General features: G+C 71.9%; 20 protein-coding genes. 18 read left to right on the plus strand and 2 right to left on the minus strand.

Going from position 1 to position 21,006, the window contains the following annotated elements; genetic code table 11:
- The first annotated feature begins 44 nt into the window (after nucleotides 1-44).
- From DAERI_RS16235 to DAERI_RS16245, 3 genes are all read left to right on the plus strand, one after another.
- On the plus strand, nucleotides 45-1,751 hold the full coding sequence (locus tag DAERI_RS16235; RefSeq protein ID WP_103130480.1) for a M3 family oligoendopeptidase: 1,707 nt from the start codon (nucleotides 45-47) through the stop codon (nucleotides 1,749-1,751).
- A 5-nt stretch (nucleotides 1,752-1,756) separates the two neighbouring features.
- On the plus strand, nucleotides 1,757-2,560 hold the full coding sequence (locus DAERI_RS16240) for a phosphotransferase family protein (protein WP_103130481.1): 804 nt from the start codon (nucleotides 1,757-1,759) through the stop codon (nucleotides 2,558-2,560).
- A gap of 71 nt (nucleotides 2,561-2,631) precedes the next feature.
- Nucleotides 2,632-3,636, plus strand: a complete 1,005-nt coding sequence (locus tag DAERI_RS16245) for a GNAT family N-acetyltransferase (RefSeq protein WP_103130482.1) — start codon at nucleotides 2,632-2,634, stop codon at nucleotides 3,634-3,636.
- 76 nt (nucleotides 3,637-3,712) lie between these two features.
- Here DAERI_RS16245 and DAERI_RS16250 read toward each other — a convergent pair whose 3' ends face one another.
- Complete coding sequence (locus tag DAERI_RS16250; protein WP_103130483.1) at nucleotides 3,713-4,948, minus strand: hypothetical protein; 1,236 nt, start codon at nucleotides 4,946-4,948, stop codon at nucleotides 3,713-3,715.
- A 204-nt stretch (nucleotides 4,949-5,152) separates the two neighbouring features.
- On the opposite strand from DAERI_RS16250, the gene DAERI_RS16255 reads away from it, so the two are divergent.
- Nucleotides 5,153-5,572: a ketosteroid isomerase-related protein gene (locus tag DAERI_RS16255; RefSeq protein WP_103130484.1), complete on the plus strand. Its 420-nt coding sequence runs from the start codon at nucleotides 5,153-5,155 to the stop codon at nucleotides 5,570-5,572.
- Nucleotides 5,569-6,153 carry a GNAT family N-acetyltransferase gene (locus DAERI_RS16260; RefSeq protein ID WP_103130485.1) on the plus strand — a complete coding sequence of 195 codons (585 nt, stop codon included), beginning with the start codon at nucleotides 5,569-5,571 and terminating at the stop codon, nucleotides 6,151-6,153. The genes DAERI_RS16255 and DAERI_RS16260 overlap by 4 nt, the downstream gene beginning before the upstream one ends.
- Before the next feature lie 10 nt (nucleotides 6,154-6,163).
- Here the strand turns inward: DAERI_RS16260 and DAERI_RS16265 are convergent, their stop codons facing one another.
- Nucleotides 6,164-6,352, minus strand: coding sequence for a hypothetical protein (locus DAERI_RS16265; RefSeq protein WP_103130486.1), 189 nt, complete (start codon nucleotides 6,350-6,352; stop codon nucleotides 6,164-6,166).
- 77 nt (nucleotides 6,353-6,429) lie between these two features.
- On the opposite strand from DAERI_RS16265, the gene DAERI_RS16270 reads away from it, so the two are divergent.
- The 13 genes from DAERI_RS16270 to DAERI_RS16330 all read left to right on the plus strand — a co-directional run.
- Nucleotides 6,430-7,965, plus strand: a complete 1,536-nt coding sequence (locus DAERI_RS16270) for a phytoene desaturase family protein (RefSeq protein ID WP_103130487.1) — start codon at nucleotides 6,430-6,432, stop codon at nucleotides 7,963-7,965.
- Nucleotides 7,966-8,131: 166 nt separating this feature from the next.
- Nucleotides 8,132-9,136, plus strand: coding sequence for a carotenoid biosynthesis protein (locus DAERI_RS16275; RefSeq protein ID WP_103130488.1), 1,005 nt, complete (start codon nucleotides 8,132-8,134; stop codon nucleotides 9,134-9,136).
- Nucleotides 9,133-9,792, plus strand: coding sequence for a lysophospholipid acyltransferase family protein (locus DAERI_RS16280; protein WP_103130507.1), 660 nt, complete (start codon nucleotides 9,133-9,135; stop codon nucleotides 9,790-9,792). The genes DAERI_RS16275 and DAERI_RS16280 overlap by 4 nt, the downstream gene beginning before the upstream one ends.
- Nucleotides 9,789-10,877: a glycosyltransferase family 2 protein gene (locus DAERI_RS16285; RefSeq protein ID WP_103130489.1), complete on the plus strand. Its 1,089-nt coding sequence runs from the start codon at nucleotides 9,789-9,791 to the stop codon at nucleotides 10,875-10,877. The genes DAERI_RS16280 and DAERI_RS16285 overlap by 4 nt, the downstream gene beginning before the upstream one ends.
- Before the next feature lie 130 nt (nucleotides 10,878-11,007).
- A complete protein-coding gene (locus DAERI_RS16290) occupies nucleotides 11,008-12,477 on the plus strand; it encodes a phytoene desaturase family protein (RefSeq protein ID WP_103130490.1) in 1,470 nt (489 codons plus the stop codon).
- Nucleotides 12,459-13,619, plus strand: coding sequence for a cytochrome P450 (locus DAERI_RS16295; RefSeq protein ID WP_305791385.1), 1,161 nt, complete (start codon nucleotides 12,459-12,461; stop codon nucleotides 13,617-13,619). The genes DAERI_RS16290 and DAERI_RS16295 overlap by 19 nt, the downstream gene beginning before the upstream one ends.
- A 127-nt stretch (nucleotides 13,620-13,746) precedes the next feature.
- The gene (locus DAERI_RS16300; RefSeq protein WP_165794249.1) at nucleotides 13,747-14,922 is read left to right on the plus strand and encodes a DUF418 domain-containing protein; all 1,176 of its coding nucleotides are present in this window, start codon (nucleotides 13,747-13,749) and stop codon (nucleotides 14,920-14,922) included.
- Between the two features lie 15 nt (nucleotides 14,923-14,937).
- Complete coding sequence (locus DAERI_RS16305) at nucleotides 14,938-15,735, plus strand: AIM24 family protein (RefSeq protein ID WP_103130493.1); 798 nt, start codon at nucleotides 14,938-14,940, stop codon at nucleotides 15,733-15,735.
- Nucleotides 15,736-15,812: 77 nt separating this feature from the next.
- On the plus strand, nucleotides 15,813-16,271 hold the full coding sequence (locus DAERI_RS16310) for a MarR family winged helix-turn-helix transcriptional regulator (protein ID WP_235610430.1): 459 nt from the start codon (nucleotides 15,813-15,815) through the stop codon (nucleotides 16,269-16,271).
- Nucleotides 16,268-18,340, plus strand: a complete 2,073-nt coding sequence (locus DAERI_RS16315) for a DHA2 family efflux MFS transporter permease subunit (RefSeq protein ID WP_103130494.1) — start codon at nucleotides 16,268-16,270, stop codon at nucleotides 18,338-18,340. Before DAERI_RS16310 ends, DAERI_RS16315 begins: the two co-directional genes overlap by 4 nt.
- Before the next feature lie 231 nt (nucleotides 18,341-18,571).
- On the plus strand, nucleotides 18,572-19,057 hold the full coding sequence (locus tag DAERI_RS16320) for a hypothetical protein (RefSeq protein ID WP_103130495.1): 486 nt from the start codon (nucleotides 18,572-18,574) through the stop codon (nucleotides 19,055-19,057).
- A 63-nt stretch (nucleotides 19,058-19,120) separates the two neighbouring features.
- Complete coding sequence (hemW, locus tag DAERI_RS16325) at nucleotides 19,121-20,278, plus strand: radical SAM family heme chaperone HemW (RefSeq protein WP_103130496.1); 1,158 nt, start codon at nucleotides 19,121-19,123, stop codon at nucleotides 20,276-20,278.
- 66 nt (nucleotides 20,279-20,344) lie between these two features.
- Nucleotides 20,345-21,006, plus strand: a 662-nt coding sequence (locus DAERI_RS16330) for an FAD-dependent oxidoreductase (RefSeq protein ID WP_114149461.1), incomplete at its 3' end; no start/stop codon positions are given.

The following is a 21,006-nucleotide window of genomic DNA, read 5'->3' on the forward strand; positions in this document are numbered from 1 at the left end:
GGGTCAGGCTCGGCTACCGGGTCTCCGGGCGGTAAACTCCCCGCATGACCACAGCTCTGAACGCCGCCGAGCGCGTACTCGCCGTGCCCGAGGACCAGACCCGCTGGGAGACGTTCGCGCCGCGCTACCGGGCGTTGCAGGAGGCCGACCTGACGGCGGACGCCGTGCCCGCCTGGCTCGCGCAGTGGAGTGCCCTGGCCGCCGAGGTTATGCAGGCGGGGGCCAAGCTCGCCACCCACGCCGACCTGCACACGGGCGACGAGGCGGTTCAGGCCCGGTTCGCTCACTTCCTGGGGGAGGTCTCACCGCAGGTCCAGCGGGCCGAGCAGGCCCTCACCGAGAAGCTGCTCGCGGTGCCGGACTACACCCCCGCCCCCGACTTCGCGCTGAACTACCGCCGCTTCCGGGACGCCGCCGCCCTCTTCCGCGAGGCGAACGTCGAGTTGGGCGTGACCCACGAGGCGCAGATGAACCGCCACGGCGTCATCACCGGGAACCAGAAGGTCCGGCTGGGCGGGGAGGACCTGACTGTCCCGCAGGCCAAGCAGCGTGGCGACAGCCCCGACCGCCAGGCCCGCGAGCAGGCGTGGCGGGCACTCTCCGAGAGCAACCTGGGCATTGCCCCCGACCTCGACGCGTTGATGGTGGAGTTGCTGGGGACCCGGCGCCAGCTCGCCCGGAACGCCGACCTCCCGAACTTCCGCGACTTCATGTGGAAGCGCCTCGACCGGGTGGACTACACGCCGGAGGACTGCCGCGCCTTCCACGAGGCCGTGCGCGATGAGGTGGTGCCCCTGGCGGGCGAGATCGTCGGGGACATCGCCGCGCGGCTGGGACTGGACACGGTCCGCCCCTGGGACTACAACCGCAACAACCTCCTGGACGCGGGGGGGCGCGAGTCGCTGAAGCCGTTCAGCACGGGGGCGCAGCTCGAAGACCTCGCGCAGGCGGCCTTCGAGGGGCTGGACGCGGAACTCGCCGGGCGCTTCCGCTCCATGCGCGGCGGCCTGCTCGACCTCGAATCCCGGCCCGGCAAGATGACGCACGCCTACTGCCAGTATTTCCCCGTCCAGAACGAGCCCTTCGTCCTGATGAATGTGGTGGGCACCGCCGAGGACGTGCGGGTGCTGTTCCACGAGGTCGGGCACGCCTTCCACGGCTTCCTGAGCGGGGCCGCGCAGCCCCTGGTCTGGAACCGCTGGAGCCCCATCGAGTTCATCGAGATTCCCTCCATGGCGATGGAGTTCCTGACCCTCGACCACCTGGGGCACGTGTTGAATGGGGACGAGCTGGCCCGCTACCGCGAGAAGCAGCTTCAGGGGGTGGTCGTCTTCCTGCCGTGGGCCGCCCAGATGGACGCCTTCCAGCACTGGCTGTACACCGAGGCGGGCGAGAACCCGTCGATCGCCGACCTCGACGCGAAGTGGCTGGAACTCGACCGCACCTTCCACCCCTTCGTGAACTGGGAGGGGCTGGACGAGACCATTCGTGCCAAGAGTTGGCAGTACTATCACATCTTCCGCGCGCCGTTCTATTACATCGAGTACGCGATGTGCTACCTCGCCGCCGTCGGCATCTGGCGGGAGGCGCGGCGGGACCCGGCGGGGGCACTGGCGAATTACAAGGCCAGCCTGCGCCTGGGCAGCACCGTGTCCGTGCCCGAGCTGTACCGCGCGGCGGGGGTCGAGTTCCGCTTCGACCGCGAGCATATCCGGGGGCTGATGGCGTTCCTGAAGGAGCAACTGGCGTAAGGCCGATGGAGGCGACCGTCCGCGCGGCTGTCGAAGCGTTGGGGCTTGGGGTCACCGCTTGCCGCCGAATGCCCGGTGGCTCGACCCTGCCCACCTGGCGGGTGGATACCCGGGACGGCCCGTTCGCCGTGAGGCTCTACCCCGCGTCCCTGGAGTGGGTGGCGCGCGGCATGGCCCGGCTCTCCGCAGTTCTGCGGGAGGCGGACTTTCCTGTGCCCGGCGTCGTCGCTGTTGTCAATGACCTGCCGGGCCATGTGGCCCTGATTCAGGAATGGCTGCCGGGCGTGACGTGTGGTGAAGCTCTGCGGCGCGGGCCGGAGCGGGCCTGGGACTGGGGTGTTCAGTTCGGCCAAGTCCACGCGCGGCTCCACGCCCTCCCCATCCCGCCCGAGGTCGAAGGCGAGGTCCCGCGGCTGGAGACCGGGCTGCCCGCCCCGGCACGGCCCGCCTGGCTGCATCTCGACTATCACCCGCTCAACGTGCTGGCCGAGGGTGGCCGGGTGAGTGCCGTCCTCGACTGGGAGAACGTGCGGCTGGGCGACGCCCGGGCGGATGTGGCGCGGACGCTGAGCATCCTGAGCGTCGATCCCGGGGTGTGGGGCGCGGGGCGGGAGGTGCGGCAAAGGTTGCGGACGTTCCGGCGGGGCTACCTGGCCGGATATGCCGCAAGCCTCATGAACGAATTGCCCCCCTTTCTCGCCTGGGCGGGGGAGTTCATGCTGCGGGACCGGGGGCCTCACTTCGCGGGGGCCGAGCTGGCCCCCGTGCGGCGGTGGTCGCGGTACTGGCGCCGCCGGGGCGGACCCTAGGCCGGGAGGCGGCCCTCCCCCTCCGCCACTTGGCCCATGTGCCCCTGACAACTCCCGCGCACACTGGTCCCATGACCACTCTTTCCCGCGCCGTGACCCCCTTCGACCCGGTGGCCGCGCCGCCAGAAGCGCGCCTCGCGGTCGGCCACCTGCTCACCGCTGCCCACCACTTCGCCTACCCCGAGGACCCGCCCCTCCTCCCCGCGCGGGAGGCGACCGGCCTCACCCACGTCACGCCCGGCGAGGTGCTGCGGCATTTCGTCGTGTGGGACGGCGAGCGGGCGCTCGGGTGGGCGAGCCTGGAGTACAGCGTCACCGAGAACCTGCACGCCGCCCACGCCCGGGTGGTCGTGCATCCCGACCACCGCCGCCGGGGCCTGGGGCGAGAGCTGGCCCGCGCCGTGGAAGGGGTGGCCCGCGAGGAGGGCCGCTCGGTCGTGACCTTCGGGACGAGCAGCCGGGCACCCGCCGGGGAGGCCTTCGCCCGCACCCTGAACGCGCAGCCCGCCCTGCCCATGCGCCAGAGCCAGCTCGACCTGACGGAAGTTCAGGACAGCCTGCTCGACGCCTGGACGGCCCGGCCACAGGGCGAGCCCTACCGCCTCCACCTCTGGGAGCGCGTGCCCGACGAGTTCCTGGCCCGCACCGCCGACATGATGATGGTGATGAATACCGCCCCGCGCGGCGACCTCGATGTGGAGGACTGGACGGTCACGCCCGAGATGATCCGCGCCTGGGAGGGCATGATCGCCGACTCCGGCGAGGTCCGGTACCTGATGGCCGCCGAGGACACCCGCACCGGGGACCTCGCCGGATATACCGAGGTCTTCTGGAGCCCCGAACGTGCCGCGCTGGTGTTCCAGGGCGCGACCGCCGTTCGCCCCTCGGCGCGCGGTCAGGGCCTGGGCAAGTGGCTCAAGGCGGCGATGCTGCGCCACGTCCGGGCGCACTGCCCCGGAGCCCGCTGGGTCCGCACCAACAACGCCGAGGAGAACGCCGCCATGCTGGGCATCAACGTCGCGCTGGGCTTCCAGCCCTGGGCGAGTTTCACCGAATGGCAGGTCCGGCTGGCCTGAGGGCCGAGTTCCCAAGTTCCCGGTGGCCCACCGCGTTCCCCAAAGGGTCCGGTGGGCTGTCCCTGTTGCCCGGCGCTCAGGCCAGGACGCCCGGCTTGTCCGCGTTCTCGGGGGTCCGCACCCGGCGGCGCACCCCGTCGGCGTACTCGGCGAGGTCGGCGAGCAGGTCGCGCACGTCGGCGCGCAGCAGGTACTGGCCGCCCGGGAGCGGCGTCAGGGCCAGGAAGGGGGCGCGGGTCAGCGTCTCCAGGATGCTGCGGAGTTCGGCGATGTTCACGCCGCTGCCCAGCCGCTCGGCCAGGCGCCGCGTGTTCACGATGCTGTGGGCGGGCTGGGCCGCCAGCGTGAGCAGCACGAAGGAGAAAGCACCCCGCTGGGCGAGGTGCGCCCCCACGAGTTCCGAAATGCTGGCCGCCGACTCCAGGTCGAGGTTCCCCGCCTGCCAGTACCCGCGCAGGTCGATGGGCGAGAGCGGCGCGAGCCGGGCGTGTTCGAGGAGCGCCGCGAGCGCCTCGCGCGTCAGGCGGGGGGTGCCCTGCGGGCGCTCGGCCTCACCCGTGACTTGCAGCGCGTAGTCGGCCTCCTCGCGCCACGCCGGGGAGCGCAGGCCGTCGCCCGTCAGCGCGAGCTTCACCGTGTACCCGTGTTCGCCCAGCTCGGCCACCAGCCGCGCCACGCCGGGGTTCGGGAAGCTCAGCCGGTAGCCGGTCAGGCGCGCGAGTTCGGTCAGTTGGCCGTCGAGCGTGGCGGGCAGGGGCGCGCTGCGGGAAGGAGCGCGGGGCTCAGGCCGGGCGGGCGCTGGGGCCTCCGCCGCAGGGGGGGTGGACGGGGCGGGGGTCAGCGGCGCGCGGCTTTCGGTGGTGGGGGCCGCCGGGGTGAGGGGGGCACGGACGGCCGGAGTCGCCTCGGGTTGGGGCGTCTCGCGGGCGGGGGTGGGGCGGGGCTGTTCCAGCCGCACCTCGCGCACGTGGGGGGTGGCGGTCACGACCACGCGCCGGGCCTCGGGGGTCTTGTCGCCCGCGCGGGGGGGCACGGGGGGCGCCGCGTGGGGTTTGACGATGGCCTCGATCTGGTAGCGGGCGGGCGCGAGGGGCGTGATCAGCAGCACGTCGTTCACCCCGAGGTTGCCGCCGTGGTACAGGTCCCGCAGGCCCCACACCCGCCCCGCCGCGCGGTCCACCTGCACCGCGTGTTCGCGGCCCCGGTCGTCCACGAACTGCGCGGGGCCGCTTTCGGGGAAGGTGGCGTCGAGGTACTTCAGCAGGCGCAGGCTGCCCTCTTGCAGGCAGGGCCGGGTGATGATGTAACGCATCGCTTTCATGCGGGGGGTCCTCCATTGGGAGCGGCCCCGTCAGAATTCGGGGACGCGGCAGGGCACGGTGAATTGTCACCTCAACCATACCAGACTTCCCGGCCCGTCAAGTCCGCAAGAGGCGACCTGGACGTTTAAAATCCCCAGACTCATGTGAGTCTTCGCACATCTGGCCCGGGTGGGCCGCCCGCTACACTCCCGGGCATGACCCAGTCCCCAGCCTCCCGGACCCTCGACCTCGTGCGGCGGTACTACGCGGCCTTCAATGAGGGCGACGCGGGGGGCATGCTCGTCCTGTTGACCGAAGACGTGCGCCACGACATCAACGAGGGCGAGACGCAGCGCGGCGTGGAGGCCTTCCGCGCCTTTTTGCAGAGGATGGACGCCCACTACCGCGAGCGGGCCGAGGACCTCGCCCTGATGGCGAGTGGGGACGGCACGCGCGCCGCCGCCGAGTTCGTGATCCACGGCGAGTACCTGAAGACCGATCCCGGCCTGCCCGAGGCGCGGGGGCAGCGGTACGTCATTCCGGTCGGCGCCTTTTTCGAGGTGCGGGAGGGCCGGATTGCCCGGGTGACGAACTACTACAACCTCGCCGAGTGGTCCCGGCAGGTGCAGGGTTGAGCCTGCGCGTCACGCCCGCGATCGGCGACGACCTGCGCGCCGCCATCCCCGACCTCGCCCGGCTGCGGATGACCGTGTTCCGCGACTTCCCCTACCTGTACGAGGGCAGCCCGGAGTACGAGGAGCGCTACCTCGGGACCTATCTGGAAGCGCCCGGCGCCCTCGCCCTCCTGGCCCGCGACGGGGAGCGGGTGGTCGGGGCGAGCACCGCACTCCCGCTGGCCCAGGAGACCGGGGAGCTCCAGGCCCCCTTCCGCGCCTCCGAGTTCGACCCGGCGGACGTGCTGTACCTGGGGGAGAGCGTGCTGCTCCCCGAATACCGAGGCCTGGGCTTGGGCCACCGCTTCTTCGACGAGCGGGAGGCCCACGCCGCGCGGCTGGGGCTGACCGTCACCGCCTTCTGCGCGGTGCAGCGCCCCGGGGAGCACCCGGCCCGCCCGGCGAGCTACCGCCCGCTGGACGCCTTCTGGCAGTCGCGCGGGTATGTGGAACGGCCCGACCTGGAGACGACAATGAGCTGGCAGGACGTGGGCGAGGTGGGGGAGACGGCGAAGAGGATGCGCTTCTGGGTCAGGGGGTGAGCCCTGCCTCTCACTTCCGCTGCGTCCAGCCGTAGGCGCGCGCTGCGTCGACCGCGAACCACACGGCGACGGCCCCCCACAGCAGGGTGGGGAGCCAGCGCCCACTCAGCCCGTAGCGCACGGCGGGAACCGCGCACAGCACGGCGAGCACCAGGCTGAGCAGGAAGACGATGCGGGGGGGCACGCGGCGACCGAACATGGGGGCAGCCTATTCCGCCCCGTCTGCCAGATTCCTGACCGTTCTGCCCCCGCCCGTTGTGCCAGGATTCACGCTGGATGCCGGATTTCGACGTGTTGGTGATGGGCGCGGGGCACAACGCGCTGGTGACGGCGGCCTACGCGGCCAAGGCGGGCCTGAAGGTGGGCGTCTTCGAGCGCCGCCACCTCGTCGGCGGGGCCGTGAGCACCGAAGAACTCGTGCCCGGCTACCGCTTCGACTACGGCGGCAGCGCCCATATCCTGATCCGCATGACGCCCGTGGTGCGCGAGCTGGAGCTGACTCGCCACGGCCTGCACTACCTGGAAGTGGACCCCATGTTCCACGCCTCGGACGGGGAGACGCCCTGGTTCGTCCACCGGGACGCGGCCCGCACCGTGCGGGAGCTGGAAGCCCTCTTCCCCGGTCAGGGAGAGGCCTATGGGCGGTTTCTGGATGACTGGACGCCGTTCGCCCGCTCGGTGGCGGACCTCTTCAACTCGGCCCCCGGGCCGCTGGAGATGGGGAAGATGGTGATGGGAAGCGGCGGGGGGCGCGACTGGCAGCGTCAACTCCCCCGCATCCTGCGGCCCTACGGCGACGTGGCCCGCGAGTATTTCTCCGAGGAGCGGGTGCGCGCCCCCCTCGTCTGGATGGCGGCCCAGAGCGGCCCGCCGCCCTCGGACCCGCTGAGCGCGCCCTTCCTGCTGTGGCACCCGCTGTACCACGAGGGTGGGGTGGCGCGGCCAAAAGGGGGAAGCGGTGGCCTGACCCGCGCCCTGCGCCGCGCGGTGGAGGCGGACGGGGGCGAGGTTCACTTGAATGCCCCCGTGAAGCGCATCCTGGTCAAGGGGGGCAAGGCGCAGGGCATCGAACTGGAAAACGGCGACACCTACACGGCCCGCGCGGTCGTCTCCGGCGCCCACGTCCTCACGACGGCGGGAGCACTGCCGCCCGAGCACGTCCCGCCCGCCGCCCGGGAGGTGCGGATGGGCAACGGTTTCGGGATGGTGCTGCGGCTGGCACTCAGCGAGCGAGTGCGCTACCGCCACCACACCGAGCCCGACAGCCGGGTGGGCCTGGGCCTCCTCATCAAGAACGAGCGGCAACTGTTGAAGGGCTACGGTGAATACCTCGCGGGTGAGCCGACGACCGACCCGCCGCTGATCGCCATGAGCTTTTCCGCCGTGGACGACAGCCTCGCGCCGCCGGGGGGGGAAGTGCTGTGGCTCTGGGCGCAGTATTACCCCTATGAACTCGCCTCGGGCACGTGGGAGACGCGGGGGGCCGAGGCGCGGGAGAACATCCTGCGCGCCTTCGAGCACTACGCGCCGGGCACGCGCGATACCATCGTCGGGGAACTCGTGCAGACGCCGAAATGGTTAGAGACGAATCTGGGCCTGCACCGGGGCAACGTGATGCACCTGGAGATGAGCCTGGACCAGATGTTCGCCTTCCGCCCGTGGCTCTCCGCCAGCCAGTACCGCTGGCCGGGCGTGAAGGGCCTGTACCTGACCGGGGCAAGCACCCACCCCGGCGGCGGCATCATGGGGGCGTCGGGGCGAAACGCGGCCCGCGTGCTGCTGCGCGACCTGACCCGGCGGGGGTGGAGGTGAGGGGAATGGGGAGCGAGCTTGTGTCTTTTCCCCTCCCCCTTGACTTGCAAAGCTGCCAAGCAGAGGGGGGAGGCCAGGACTGGCACAGCTCCGCAGGAGAGGGGGTGAACGGGCATGGCCTCCGGGAAACCGGGGGAATGATCCCGCCTTCCACCCCGGATACTCCATGACCCCCACCCTCCTGCGCTCCGGCCTCGCCCTCGCCGCGCTGGGCGTCTCCTTCCTGGGCGCCCTGCTCGTGCTGCGGGACCTCACGGCGGGCTGGCTCCTGATTGCGCTGGGCCTGCCGTTATCCTTCCTGCTGGCGCTCGCGGGGGATGCGCTGAGGAACGATTTCAGCGGGACGTTGCGGGCGCGGGCAGCCGTTCTGTCGGCCCAGATGCGCCCCTGGATGTGGCTGACCGCCTTGTACGCCGCGCTAAAAATCCCCGTGCCCCTCTGGCCGGACGCTTTTCCGTCCCTGGCCCTGCTCAGTACAGGCGCCCTCTTCGCGGCGGCCCTCGCCTTCGCCTGGGAACGGGTGGGGGCGCGGCGGGCCCTGGTGATGGCCGTCCTGGGCTTCGCGGTGGGGCTGGGGGTGGAGGTGCTGGGGAGCCGGACGGGCTTTCCCTTCGGCCAGTATTCCTACGCCGGGGCACCCGGGCCGACGCTGCTCGGCGTGCCGCTTCTCGTGCCGCTGGGCTGGTTCGCCCTGCCGCTGGCCGCCGCGCTCTTGAGTGGGGGGCGAGCCTGGCTGGCGGGCCTGCTCCTCGTCGGGTGGGACGTGGGCCTGGAACCCCTGATGACCGCCCAGGGCTACTGGCGCTGGAGCGATCCCGTACCCCTGTGGGCGGGCGCACCGGTTCAGAACTTCCTGGGCTGGTGGGCGGTTGGAACGGGGTTGAGCTGGGCGTTGGTGGGGTTGGCGCCGGGGTTGTTCGGGCGGCCAGGTCGGGGCTGGGGAGTACACGAGACCAGGGTTGAAGTTCCGGTGACTTCCCGCCTGCTCCGGGTGGAGAGGGCGCCCCAGCCCAACCTCTCCCGCCTCTCCTTTGCCGCCGCGTACCCAGTCGAGACCTTTTTCCTGCCGGGCGGCCTGGTGCTCGTGGGCCGGTACGTCGAGGCGGCGGTCACCCTCGCGGCGATGCTCGCGGCCCTCGCCCTGGTGTGGGCCGTGCGGGGGCGGCGGTGATCCCCTTCGACTGGGCTGCGGCCCTGCTGCGGGCGAGCATCCGCCGCAGCGTGAGAACGGGGCTGGGGGGCATCTGGGTGCGCGGGCCGCTGCCGGGTGCGGGCGCCGTCCTCGCCCCCAATCACCACTCGTGGTGGGACGGCTACGTGCTGCGCGAGATCACCTGGACGCTGGGCCTGGACTACCGGGTGCTGATGCTGGGCGAACAGCTCGCCCGCTTCCCCTTCCTGCGGCGCGTGGGGGCGCTGGGGGTGGGGGAGGTGCGCCCCGCCGTGCGCGCGGCGCGGGCGGGGGCGTGGGTCGTCGTGTTCCCGGAGGGAGCCCTCCACCCGGCGGGACCCCTGCGTGAGGTGCGCCCCGGCGCGGCCTGGATCGCCCGGTCGGCGGGAGTGCCCCTCGTGCCCGTGGCGCTGCGCGTGGTGCTGCGGGGCGGGCAGTACCCGGAGGCCTACCTGCGCTTCGGGCGGGCGGTGGGGGAGGCCGCGCTCCCCGCCGCGCTGGCTCAGGAACTCGCCGCCCTGGACACCGACCTCGCGGACAGCGACCCGGAGGCGCCCCTGGCGGGCTACCTGCGCGTCACGGCGGGCCGTGCAAGTGCCTCCGACCGCGTGGACCTGCCCAGCCGCGCCCTGATCTGGCTCACGGGGGACCGGTGAGCCGCCCCTTCCGCGCGTACCGTCTGGCGGTCGGGGCCTTTTTCGCGGTCAAGGGGGCGACCCTCCTCGTCAACGCGCTGACCTTTCCGCGGCTGCGGCCCCGGCCCACGCCGCCCGGCGGCCCGCGCGTCTCGCTGCTCGTGCCGGCTCGCAACGAGGCGCACAATCTCCCGCACACGCTGCCCGGGCTGGTCGCGCAGGGGGCGCATGAGGTTCTGGTGCTCGACGACCACTCGGAGGACGACACGGCGCGGATCGCGCATGACCTGGACGCGCGGGTGATCCCGGGCCAGTCCCTGCCCCCCGGGTGGCACGGCAAACCGTGGGCCTGCCAGCAGCTCGCGGCGGCGGCCACGGGCGACGTGCTGATCTTCACCGACGCGGACGTGCTGTGGCACCCGGGGGCCCTGGGCGCCGTGTTGCACGCGCTGGAACGTTCGGGAGCCGACCTCCTCAGCGTGTATCCCCGCCAGCGCAACGTCACGCCGGGCGAGCGGCTGCTCACGCCGCTGGTGGACGCCGTGCTGCTCACCTTCCTGCCCGAGCCGCTGCTGCGCTTTCCGCACCCCAGCGCCGCCGCCGCGAACGGGCAACTCATGGCCTTCCCCAGGAGGAGTTACGAGCGCGTCGGCGGGCATGCCCTCGTCCGGGCCGAGTTGCTGGAGGACGTGGCGCTGGGGAGCCGCGTGAAGGCGTGGGGCGGGCGGCTGGCCCTCGCGCTGGGGGGGGAGTGCCTGGGCGTGCGGATGTACCGGGGTTACGCCGAGTCGGTGGAGGGCTTCGGGAAGAGCGCGGGGTCGGTGCACCGGGGCTCGCGGGCGCTGATGGCCGCCTCGCTGGGCTGGCACCTCGCCGCCTATACCCTGCCCTGGCTGCTCCCCGCCCGCCGCCTGCCGGGGCTGGCCGCCCTGCGCGCGGCGGGGCTGCTGGAGCGCACGCTCGTCAACCTCCTCACCGGGCGCCGCGCCCCCGCCGACCTCGCCGAGGGGTTGCTGGGGCCGGTCACGCCGCTGCTCGCGCTGCCCGTGTATCTTCGCGCCATGCGCCGCCGGGTGAGCTGGAAGGGTCGGGAGTACGACCAGTGATACGGTTGCCGTCCAAGCCGTTCTCGAAGCGGGAAAGCACCGGTTCGACCACTCCTTTCCCGGCCACCGGTTTTTTCCCACCCGCTCCGCTCGGGTTGAACCGTTTCACGACGGTTCAACCGGAAGCCGTATGAGGAAGAAGCGTGACACGGGGCGCCGCCAGCGACCGTCGCTCTCCCCCCACCGGGCCCCCCGCCACGTCGCCGTGATCGGCGCGGGCTTCGCGGGGCTGGCGGCGGCCCTGCGGCTGGCGGGGGCCGGGGTGCAGGTTACGGTCCTCGACAACCTGGAGCGCCCCGGCGGCAAGGCGGCGCTGGGCTACGAGGATTTCTCCAGCGGGCCGACCGTCGTGACCATGCCCCAGGTCTTCCGCGCGCTGCACCGGCGGGTCGAGGTGCCCCTGCCCGAGCTGGAGGCCGCGCGGCCCACGACGACGTATCACGGCCAGGACGGGCGGACCTTCGCCCCCGAGGCGCTGCACGTCGCCGGGAGCCTGGAGCCCACCCTCGCGCAACTCTCCCGCCGGGAGGGCCGCGACTACGCCCGGCTACTCGCCGCCTCGCGCCGGATGTACCTGGACGCGGCGCCCACCTTCCTGTTCCGGCCACCGCCGGGCCGGGTGCAGCTCGCCCGCTACGCCCTGACCCGGGGCGTGCGGGCCGCGCCCTGGTCGAGCCTGGCGCGCCTCGTGCGGAGCGGCCCCTTCCTGACGCCCTTCTGGCTGCGCTTCGCCACCTACCTGGGGGCCGACCCCTACCGGGCGCCCGCCGTGCTGCACAACGTCGCGTGGGTGGAACTGGGGTACGGGGTGTGGCACCTGCCGGGGGGGCTGGGAGCGCTCGCTTCGCTCCTGCACGAGCGGGCGCAGGACCTCGGCGTGCGCTTCGAGTTCGGGACGCGGGTGCAGCACCTCAGCGTCCATGGCAGCCGGGTGCTCGGCGCCCACACCGACCGGGGCGCCTTCGCCGCCGACGCCTGGGTGAGCGCCGCCGACCGCGCCCTGACGCGCGGCTGGCTGGGGCTGCCCCCCGACCCCGCCCCGCGCGGCCTCAGCGGGTTCGCGCTGCAACTGCGGCTCGCGGAGGACCGGGGCCGCGCCCACCACGTCCTGTGGCCCGCCGACTACGCCCGCGAGTGGCGGGACATCCGCGCGGGGCGGCTGCCGACCGACCCCACCCTCTACCTGCACCTCGACGGCGACCGCGCCTTCCTGCTCGTGAACGCGCCGCCCGAGCCCGGGGTGGCGGGTGACGGGCACGAGTACGGCGCCTTCCTGCTGCGCTCGCTCCAAGCCCGCTTTCCGCTCAATGTGGCCGAGTGGCGGCCCCTCTCGCCCGCCGACTACGCGCGCACGGCGGTCGCGGGGGCCCTGTATGGCCGCGCCCCCCACGGCCTGACGGGCAGCCTGCGCCCGGACTGGACCCTCCCCGCCGCGCGGAATCTGGTGCAGGTCGGCGGCACGGTCCACCCCGGCGGCGGCGTCCCGCTCTCCATGCTCAGCGGCTGGAACGGCGCGGGAAAGCTGATCGGCCTGCCCTACGACGACCTGGACGGCTTCCGGGTCCCGGGCGAGGGGGAGACGTGGGCGGACCTGGAGTGAGGGGGCTGGAGAGCCTGCCCGGGCCCCCCGTCCGGCCCCCCGTCGGCCACCTCCAGGACTGGGCGCTGGCCCCCCTGCCGCTGGTCGAGGAGGGGGCGCGGCGCGCACGGCTGGCGGGGCGCGACCTCTTCCACCTGCGGCTGGGCCTGCCCGCCGTGGTGGGCTTCAGCCCCGCCTGGAACCGCCGATTGCTGGGCGACCTGGGGACCTTTCGCAGCGCCGGAAGCTTTTCCCGGGTGGTCCCGCATCTGGCGGGCGGCGTGATCCTGACGGACGCGCCGGGGCATGCCCCGAGACGCCGGGCGGTGAACCCCGGCTTCGGCAAGGCCCATCTGGAGGAGCTGCGGGTCCGTATCCGCGCCGCCCTTCCCCCCATTCCGGCGGGCGACTTCGACGCGCTGGCCTGGGCGGATGGGGTAGTTTTGCGCCTGCTGAACGTGGCGTATTTCAGCGGCGAGTTCGACTCCCGGCTGCTGCACGCCTTCCTCGCGCCGCTGCGCCAGCCCTTTCCCCTCGCGGTGCTGCCCCGCCCCCGGCTGTTTCGCCGGGTGAATGCCGAATTGCGCTGCCTCGCCGAGCGGCGGTTGAGGGGGGGCGGCGACGACCTCCTCGCCCACCTCGCGCCCCTCCCCGGCGGGCTGGAGGAGACGCGGGTGAGTCTCGCCGCCGCCCACGACACGACCACGCACGCGCTGGCCTGGTCGATCTGGCACGTCGCCGCCAATCCCGCCTGGCACGCGCCCGAACACCACCCCGCCGTCCTGAAAGAAACGCTGCGCCTCTATCCCCCCGGCTGGATGGGCAGCCGCCGCCTCGCCCATGACGTGACGTGGAATGGCGTGCGCCTGCCGCGCGGCACCCTCGCCCTGTACAGCCCCTACCTCAGCGGACGGGACCCGGAGCTGTGGGCGGCCCCCCAGGAGTTGCGGCCCGAACGCTGGCAAACCCCGCCTCCCGCCTGGGCCTACCTTCCCTTCGGCGCTGGCGAGCGGGTCTGCCTGGGGATGCACCTCGCCCGGTTCCTCATCCTGGAGGTTCTGGCCGCGCTGCCCCCGCTGGGGGCCGTCTCCGGCGATCCCCGCCCCCAGCCCGGGATCACGCTGGGTCCGGTGGGGCCGCTGGTGGTGCGGCGCGGTGCGTAAGAGGGGGAGAACACTTTTTTCCGGCTGCATACCTTGACTTCCCCTGCATTCCACGCTATTCTTCTTCCATCACCGCCCAAGAGGCGGCTTTTTTATTGCCCCTTTCCCCAACGCGCTAGCCTGCGGCATGACGTTGCCCGCCGAGCCCCCTCCCGCGCCCGCCCCGGAGACCGGCCCGCCGCGCCCGGTGGGGGCGGGCGAGCGTTCCCTCCTGCCCGATGTGCTGCGGGGTTTGGCGCTGCTGGGCATCCTGGTGGTCAACGTGCAGGACTTCGCGGGGTTCCGCGAGTGGACGCAGGTGGGGATCGACCGGGTGGTGCAGGTGCTCACCGACATCTTTCTGAATGGGCGCTCGATCAGCCTGTTCGCCATGCTGTTTGGGTGGGGGGCCGCCGGGCTGCTCGCGCGGCACGGGCCGGGGACTCTGGCGCGGCGGCTGGTGGTGCTGTTCGTCCTCGGCACCGCCCACTTCGTGTTCGTGTGGCACGGGGACATCATCTCGATGTACGCGCTGCTCGCCGTCGCGCTTCTCTTCACCGCCCGGCTGACGGCCCGCACGCTCGTCCTGCTGTCCGGGCTGCTGGGCGGGTGGTGGCTCCTGAGCGGGTTGCTGGCGGGGCTCGCGGCGGTGGGCAGCCCGGCGGGCCGTCCCGTGTTCTTTCCCAACCTCGTGCCCGGCATGGGGTACCTGGAGTTCGTGGCGTGGCGGGCCGCCAACTTTGTGGAGGATCAGCTCGGCAGCGCGGTCTACAACGGCCCCTGGCTGATCGCCCTCTTCTGCCTGGGGGCCGCCGCGCAGCGCACCGGCCTGCTGACCCGGCCCGGGGAACACCGCCCGCTGCTGCGCCGCCTCGCGGTGTGGGGGCTCGCCGTCGGCCTCCCGCTGGGCGTGCTGCTCGCGTGGCTGAACACCCAGGGGACACGCCCCGCCTTCCTGTTCTCCATCCCCGTGCGGATGGGGGGTGGCCTGGCGACGGCGCTGGGGTACGTGGGCGTGCTGGGGCTGCTCGCTTCCCGGGGCCGCCTGGGGCCGCTGAGGGCCTTCGCCGCCAGCGGGAGGGTCGCCATGAGCAACTACATCGCCCAGAGCCTGGTCATGACGACCTTCTTCTATCCCTACGGGGGCGGGCAGTTCGGCCGTTGGGGGGCGGCGCCCGCCGTGGCGCTCGCGCTGCTCGTGGGGCTGGCCCAGCTCCCCGTGAGCGCGTGGCTCCTGCGCCGCTTCGGGAGCGGACCGCTGGAACGCCTCACCCGCCGGCTCGTGTACGGTCGGCCCGACCGGCGGGAACCGGGGGAGTCCTGAGCCCGTACCCCCGGCATGGAATTCCGACTCCACCCCGAGGTCATCCACTCCGCCGCCAGTCAGGGCGCCCGCCTGGAGGTCGTCGAGTACGATCCCCGGCCCACCGAGCGCCCGCTGGAGGGCTTTCACCAGCCCCTGACCCGCCCGGCCCGCTGGCGTCAACTCGCGCTGCACCTGGAGGGCGGGCTGGCGGTCCTCGAACCCGGCGCCCTCCAGTACCTGCGCGGCGAGATCGAGATGCAGGCTTCAAGTAGCGGCGGGACGGGTGGGGGCGGCCTGGGCGGCTTCCTGCGCGGCGCGGTCTCGGCGGCGGCGAGCGGCGAGAGCCTCTTCAAGACCGTGTACCGCGGCGCGGGCGTGATCTACACCGAGCCCACCCGATTGCACCTCCTGCTTGGCGAGCTGCACGGCGAGGACCTGATCGTGGACGACGGCGCCTTCGTCGCCTGCGCGGGCCAGGTCACGGTGGGGCGGCACGTCAACCAGGGCCTCGCGGCGATGCTGGGCAGCGGCGAGGGCCGGGTGCAGCCCAAGCTGAGCGGTTCGGGCGTCTTCGCCCTGCAAAGCCCGGTTCACCCCGACGAGTTCCAGATTCTCGACCTCAGGAACGAGACGCTGAAGGTGGACGGCAATCTGGTGGTGGCCTACTCGGGCGGGCTCGCCTTCAGCGTCGAGAAGAGCAGCCGGGGCCTGCTGGGCAGCGGGCGCACCGGCGAGGGCTTCGTGCAGGTGTACCGGGGCACGGGCCGGGTGTGGCTGGCGCCGACGCTGCCCATCCACTCGCCCCCCGTCTCCCTGGCAGGCGCCTCCTGAGGCCCGAACAACTCAGACTAATTGCCTACCCCGCGTAAATACTTGACCAAAGTGAACTAAGCGCCTAGGGTGGGGCGGTGACGCACACTGTCCCACCCCCCACCGAGTTGCGCCAGGAGGTCGACCGCTTCCTGCGCGGCATGTGGCGCTTCAACCGGATGCTCGGGCGGCAACTCGCCCCGCTGCTGGAAGAGCGGCACGGCATCAATCCCCGGATGTACCACGTCCTGCGGAGTATTCAGAACGGCGACCACTACCCCAAGGTGCTGGCCGACCACCTCAAGATTCCTACCACCCTGATGAGCCGCCACCTCGACGGGCTGAGCAAGGCGGGCCTGATCGAGCGCCAGATCGACGGGCAGGACTCGCGCCGCACCCGCCTCTCCCTGACCGAGCGGGGCGAGCAGGTCGTGCGCGAGACCGACGAGACGCTGCACGAACTCGTCAGCGGGCAACTCGCCCGGCTCGATCCTCAGGTCCTGGGGGGTCTCCTCGCCGCCCTGGACGCCCTGACCGACGAAAGAGGCCCGGAATGACCGCGCACGACGCCCCCGCCTTCCACTTCACCGAGCAGGAGAAGCGGATCACACTGACCGGCCTGATGGTCGTGTTCCTGCTCTCGGCGCTCGACCAGACCATCGTTTCGACGGCCATGCCGCGCATCATCGAGCAGCTCCACGGCCTGAACCTCTACGCCTGGGTCACCACGGCGTACCTGCTCGCCTCGACCGTGATGGTGCCCATCTACGGCAAGCTCAGCGACCTGTACGGGCGCAAGCCCATCCTGGTGACCGGCATCGTGCTGTTCCTGCTGGGGTCGGCGCTGTGCGGCATGGCGGGCGAGCCGTGGTTCGGGGGCCTCTTCGGCGGCGGGATGATGCAGCTCATCGTGTTCCGCGCCCTTCAGGGGCTGGGCGGCGCCGCGCTCTTCACGAGTGCCTTCGCCATCCTGGGCGATATGTTCCCCCCGGCCGAGCGGGCGAAGTTCGGCGGGCTCTTCGGCGCCGTCTTCGGCCTCGCCAGTGTCCTGGGGCCGCTCGTCGGCGGTTTCCTCACCGACCACGGCAGCGTGAATCTGTTCGGGTACTTCATCGAGGGCTGGCGCTGGGTGTTCTACGTGAACCTGCCCCTGGGCCTGCTCTCCCTCTTCATGATCATCGCCAAGATGCCGCGCCTGACGCACCGGGCCGCCGGACGGGTGGACGTGCTCGGCGCCCTGCTGATCGTCACGACGACCATCCCGCTGCTGCTCGCCCTGACCTGGGGCGGCGTGACCTACCCCTGGGACAGCGCCCGCATCCTGGGCCTCTTCGGCGTGAGCCTCGTCAGCCTGATCGCCTTCATCCTCGCCGAGGCTCGCAACCCGGACGCCATCCTGCCACTCGGCCTGTTCAAAATTCCCGTGTTCACCTTCTCGAACCTGGCGGGCTTCGTGATCGGCATGGCCTTCCTGGGCGTGGTGATGTTCCTGCCGCTGTACATGCAGTCCGTGCAGGGCGTGTCGGCCACGAACTCCGGCCTCTCCATGCTGCCGCTGATGGCGGGGCTGATCCTCGCCAGCATCGTGTCCGGCCAGCTCGTCTCGAAAACCGGGCAGTACAAGCCCTTCATGATCGGGGGCGCCGCCGTGCTGATGCTGGGCGTGTACCTGCTCACGAAGATCGGCGTGGACACCACCCGCCTCGACCTGGGCTGGCGCATGTTCATCGTGGGCCTGGGCCTGGGTCCCTCCCAGAGCCTCTACAACATCGCCGTGCAGAACGCCGTCCCCATGCGGCAGATGGGCATCGCGGTGAGCAGCAGCCAGTTCTTCCGCCAGATCGGCTCGACCATCGGCACGGCGATCTTCGGCACGCTGCTCATCAACAACCTGCACAGCGAGCTGCCGAAGTACCTGCCGAACGTGCCCGGCATGCAGGCTCAGGCGGCCAACATCAACCTCGGCGAGATGCGGGCGGGCGGCGGCAACAGCGACACGGGCAGGCAGATTCGGGCCGCCCTCGATCAGCAGTACGCGCAGATCGAGAAGGCGCTGCGGGGGGATCAGGCCGCCGCGCAGGCCCTGACGCAAAGCCCGCAGGTGCCGAGTGAGCTGAAGGCGCTGGTGGCGAACGGCGGCCTCAGGGCGCAGGTGCATCAGAAGGTGGTGGCGGAAGCCGCAAGCATCGGCGACATCCTGATCCAGGGGGAGTCGGGAAGGCAGGCGTTGATTCGGAGTGCCGAAACCCCCGCTGCCCTCAAGACGCAACTCCGCGCCCTGCCCGCCCAGGCGTTCGCCACGGAGCAGGCCACCATCGCCACGGCCCAGCGCGTTCAGCAGGCCATCCTGGCCCAGGAGCCCGCCGCCGTCCAGCAGGCGACAACCCAGGCCCTCGCGCAGATTCGCGCCACTCTGGACCAGCAGGCCACCAAGCTCGCCGCCCAGGTCACGAGTGGCATGAAGCAGGGCTTTACCGCCGCCGTCACCAGCATGTTCGGCACCTCCATCTTCATCATCCTGATCGGCTTCATCATCACCCTGTTCATCCCGGCGCTCCCCCTGCGCCAGGCACGACCGGTCGGCCCCAGGTCCGAGGAGGAACCCTCGCCCAGCTCCGCCGACTGAGCGGTTCACCTGGGAAGGGAACGGGCCAGTCTCGCGGGGTTGGCCCGTTTCCCGGTGCCCTTCCCGTTTCCCGGCGCCCTTTATGTCTAGATTCCCGCCGAATGTCCGGGCTGCATAATTTGACTTCCCCTGCATTTCACGCTATCTTCCTTTCATCACCGCCCGAAGAGGCGGCTTTTTTATGGCCCGCGGCACGGCGACACCTCGCGCCCTGCCCCTTATCCTGCCCGGGTGGATCACAAACGGACCTGGACCGACATCTACGGCTCGGCCTGCGCGGGCTTCGAGGGCCGCCCCGGCGGGCACCGCTGGCTCGTCGCCGCGCCCCCCGAACTCGCGCCGGGGCTCCCCGCCCAACTCGCCGCGCTGGACGGCAAGGGCCACGCCCTGCTGCTCGTCCACGACGGGCTGACGCCGCTGCTCGCCGCCCTGCGCGAACAGGAACCGCGCGGCTTGGTGGTCGTGGCCGAGCGGGCGCTGGGGTGCGGTCCCGCCGTGACGGTGCCCGAACGTCAGGTGGACGGCGGGGGCGCCGAGTACCGCGAGGGGGGAGCGTTCCCGGAGTGGACCGGCGCGCTCGGCACGGAGGACGGGCCGGGCGAGAATGCCTCCGCGAGTGCCGCCGCGTCGCTGGGGGTGCCGGTGGTCGTCACGGCCCCAGACCGGGTGCGCGCCACCCTGGAAGCCTGGATGGACGCCACCCCGCACGGGCGCTGAGGCTCCGGGGCAATCGCAACCTGTCCCCCCGCCCGCCTCCCGCTTCCCGGCTACCCTGCCCCCGTGCCCGCGCTCGACCCCACCGCTGTCCGCCACCTCTACGTCCACGTGCCGTTCTGCCCCACGATCTGCCCGTACTGCGACTTCCATGTGCTGACGCGCCGGGCCGGGCTGGTCGAGCGGTATCTGGAGCGGGTGGAGGAGGAGGCCGCGCGGCTGGCGGGCGAGTACCCGGTGGACCTCGACACGGTGTATATCGGCGGCGGCACGCCCAGCTTCCTGCGGGGCGCGGAAGTCACGGCGCTGGCGGGCAGCATCCGCCGTCACCTGGGGTGGGGGCGCCTGGAGAACACGCTGGAGATCAACCCCGGCACGGTGAGCCCGGACCGTGCCGGGCTGTGGCGTGACCTGGGCTTTGACCGCGCCTCGGTGGGCGTGCAGAGCCTCGACGACGCCACGCTGCGCTTCCTGGGCCGCCAGCACGACGCGCGGCAGGCCCGCGAGGCGGTGACCACACTCGTCGGCCAGGGCTTCCGGGTCAGTGGTGACCTCATCACTGCCGTCCCGCGACAGCCCTTGGAAAGCGACATCCGCGGCCTGGTGGACCTCGGCGTGGGGCATGTCAGCGCCTACACCCTCACCATAGAGCCGGGCACCGAGTTCGCCCGCCGGGGCGTGACTGTCGAGGAGGACGACGAGCGCGCGGGCTTCGAGCGGACGGAGGACATGCTGACCTCTCTGGGCTTCACCCGCTATGAGGTCAGCAACTACGCCCGGCCCGGGCAGGAGTCCCGGCACAACCTCGCCTACTGGAATAACCGCACGTACCTGGGGCTGGGGCCGGGGGCGGCGGGACACTATCCGGGAGGAAGCGGCCCCGTCCTGACCACCCGCCGCACCAATCCCCACCTCCACGAGTGGCTGGCGGGCGAGCCCGGCGAGGTGCAGCCGGTGGACGCCGAGGAGTACGTGACCGACGCGCTGTTCATGGGGCTGCGGCTGCGGGAGGGCGTGGACCTCGCCGACCTGACGCGCCGCAGCGGGCTGGAGGTGCGGGAGCGCTACGCCGAGCCCATGGCCGCGAACATCCGCCGGGGCCTGCTGACGCTGACAGGCGACCAACTGTGCGCCACGCCGCAGGGCTGGTGGCGGCTCAATCAGGTGGTGGCGGACTTCCTGGAGGCGGAGGACCCCCGACGGATTGACCACTTTCAGGCGTGAGTAGGCCGCCTATGACTATGGACGGATGTTACTGGCGCGCCGCTGGGCACCCGGTAGACTGCCCCCATGACGAACTCTTTCGATTTCGACCTCCTCGTGATCGGGGCTGGTCCGGGCGGCTATCACGCGGCGATCCGGGCGGCGCAGCTCGGGCTCAAGGTGGCCTGCGCCGAGCGGGAAGCGGTGGGCGGCGTGTGCCTCAACGTGGGCTGCATTCCCACCAAGGCGCTGCTGCACGCGGGCGAGACCCTGGCCGCCGCCCGCCACGCCTCGGACTTCGGCCTGACCTTCGGCGAGCAGGCGCTGAACATCCCCAAGCTCAACGCCTGGAAGGACGGCATCGTCAAGAAGCTCACGGGCGGCGTGGCGAGCCTCTTCAAGGCGAACAAGGTCACCCACCTGATCGGCCAGGCGAGCTTCGTGGACCCCCATACGGTCAAGGTGGGCGACAAGACCTACACGGCGGCGAACATCATCATCGCCACCGGCTCGGAGCCCGCCCGCCTGCCCGGCCTGGAGGTGGACCAGCAGGGGATCGTGGACTCCACGGGCGCCCTGGTCGTCCCCGACCCCGTTCCCGCCCGGATGCTGTGTGTCGGCGGGGGCGTGATCTCCTTCGAGTTCGCGCACGTGTACAACAACCTGGGGTCCAAGGTCAGGATCATCGAGTTCCTGCCGACGATTATCCCCGGCGCCGATGCCGACGCGGTCCGCGAATTCGGCAAGGC

The organism is Deinococcus aerius (assembly GCF_002897375.1).
GTDB classification, from domain to species: domain Bacteria; phylum Deinococcota; class Deinococci; order Deinococcales; family Deinococcaceae; genus Deinococcus; species Deinococcus aerius.

What these genes read in the sequence shown, in the direction of transcription:
- DAERI_RS16240 (WP_103130481.1), top strand. Translation starts at nt 1,757, where the DNA reads ATGGAGGCGACCGTCCGCGCGGCTGTCGAAGCGTTGGGGCTTGGGGTC.
- DAERI_RS16265 (WP_103130486.1), bottom strand. Translation starts at nt 6,352, where the DNA reads ATGTTCGGTCGCCGCGTGCCCCCCCGCATCGTCTTCCTGCTCAGCCTG.
- DAERI_RS16305 (WP_103130493.1), top strand. Translation starts at nt 14,938, where the DNA reads ATGGAATTCCGACTCCACCCCGAGGTCATCCACTCCGCCGCCAGTCAG.
- DAERI_RS16290 (WP_103130490.1), top strand. Translation starts at nt 11,008, where the DNA reads ATGAGGAAGAAGCGTGACACGGGGCGCCGCCAGCGACCGTCGCTCTCC.
- DAERI_RS16255 (WP_103130484.1), top strand. Translation starts at nt 5,153, where the DNA reads ATGACCCAGTCCCCAGCCTCCCGGACCCTCGACCTCGTGCGGCGGTAC.
- DAERI_RS16245 (WP_103130482.1), top strand. Translation starts at nt 2,632, where the DNA reads ATGACCACTCTTTCCCGCGCCGTGACCCCCTTCGACCCGGTGGCCGCG.
- DAERI_RS16315 (WP_103130494.1), top strand. Translation starts at nt 16,268, where the DNA reads ATGACCGCGCACGACGCCCCCGCCTTCCACTTCACCGAGCAGGAGAAG.
- DAERI_RS16275 (WP_103130488.1), top strand. Translation starts at nt 8,132, where the DNA reads ATGACCCCCACCCTCCTGCGCTCCGGCCTCGCCCTCGCCGCGCTGGGC.
- DAERI_RS16250 (WP_103130483.1), bottom strand. Translation starts at nt 4,948, where the DNA reads ATGCGTTACATCATCACCCGGCCCTGCCTGCAAGAGGGCAGCCTGCGC.
- DAERI_RS16300 (WP_165794249.1), top strand. Translation starts at nt 13,747, where the DNA reads ATGACGTTGCCCGCCGAGCCCCCTCCCGCGCCCGCCCCGGAGACCGGC.
- DAERI_RS16270 (WP_103130487.1), top strand. Translation starts at nt 6,430, where the DNA reads ATGCCGGATTTCGACGTGTTGGTGATGGGCGCGGGGCACAACGCGCTG.
- DAERI_RS16235 (WP_103130480.1), top strand. Translation starts at nt 45, where the DNA reads ATGACCACAGCTCTGAACGCCGCCGAGCGCGTACTCGCCGTGCCCGAG.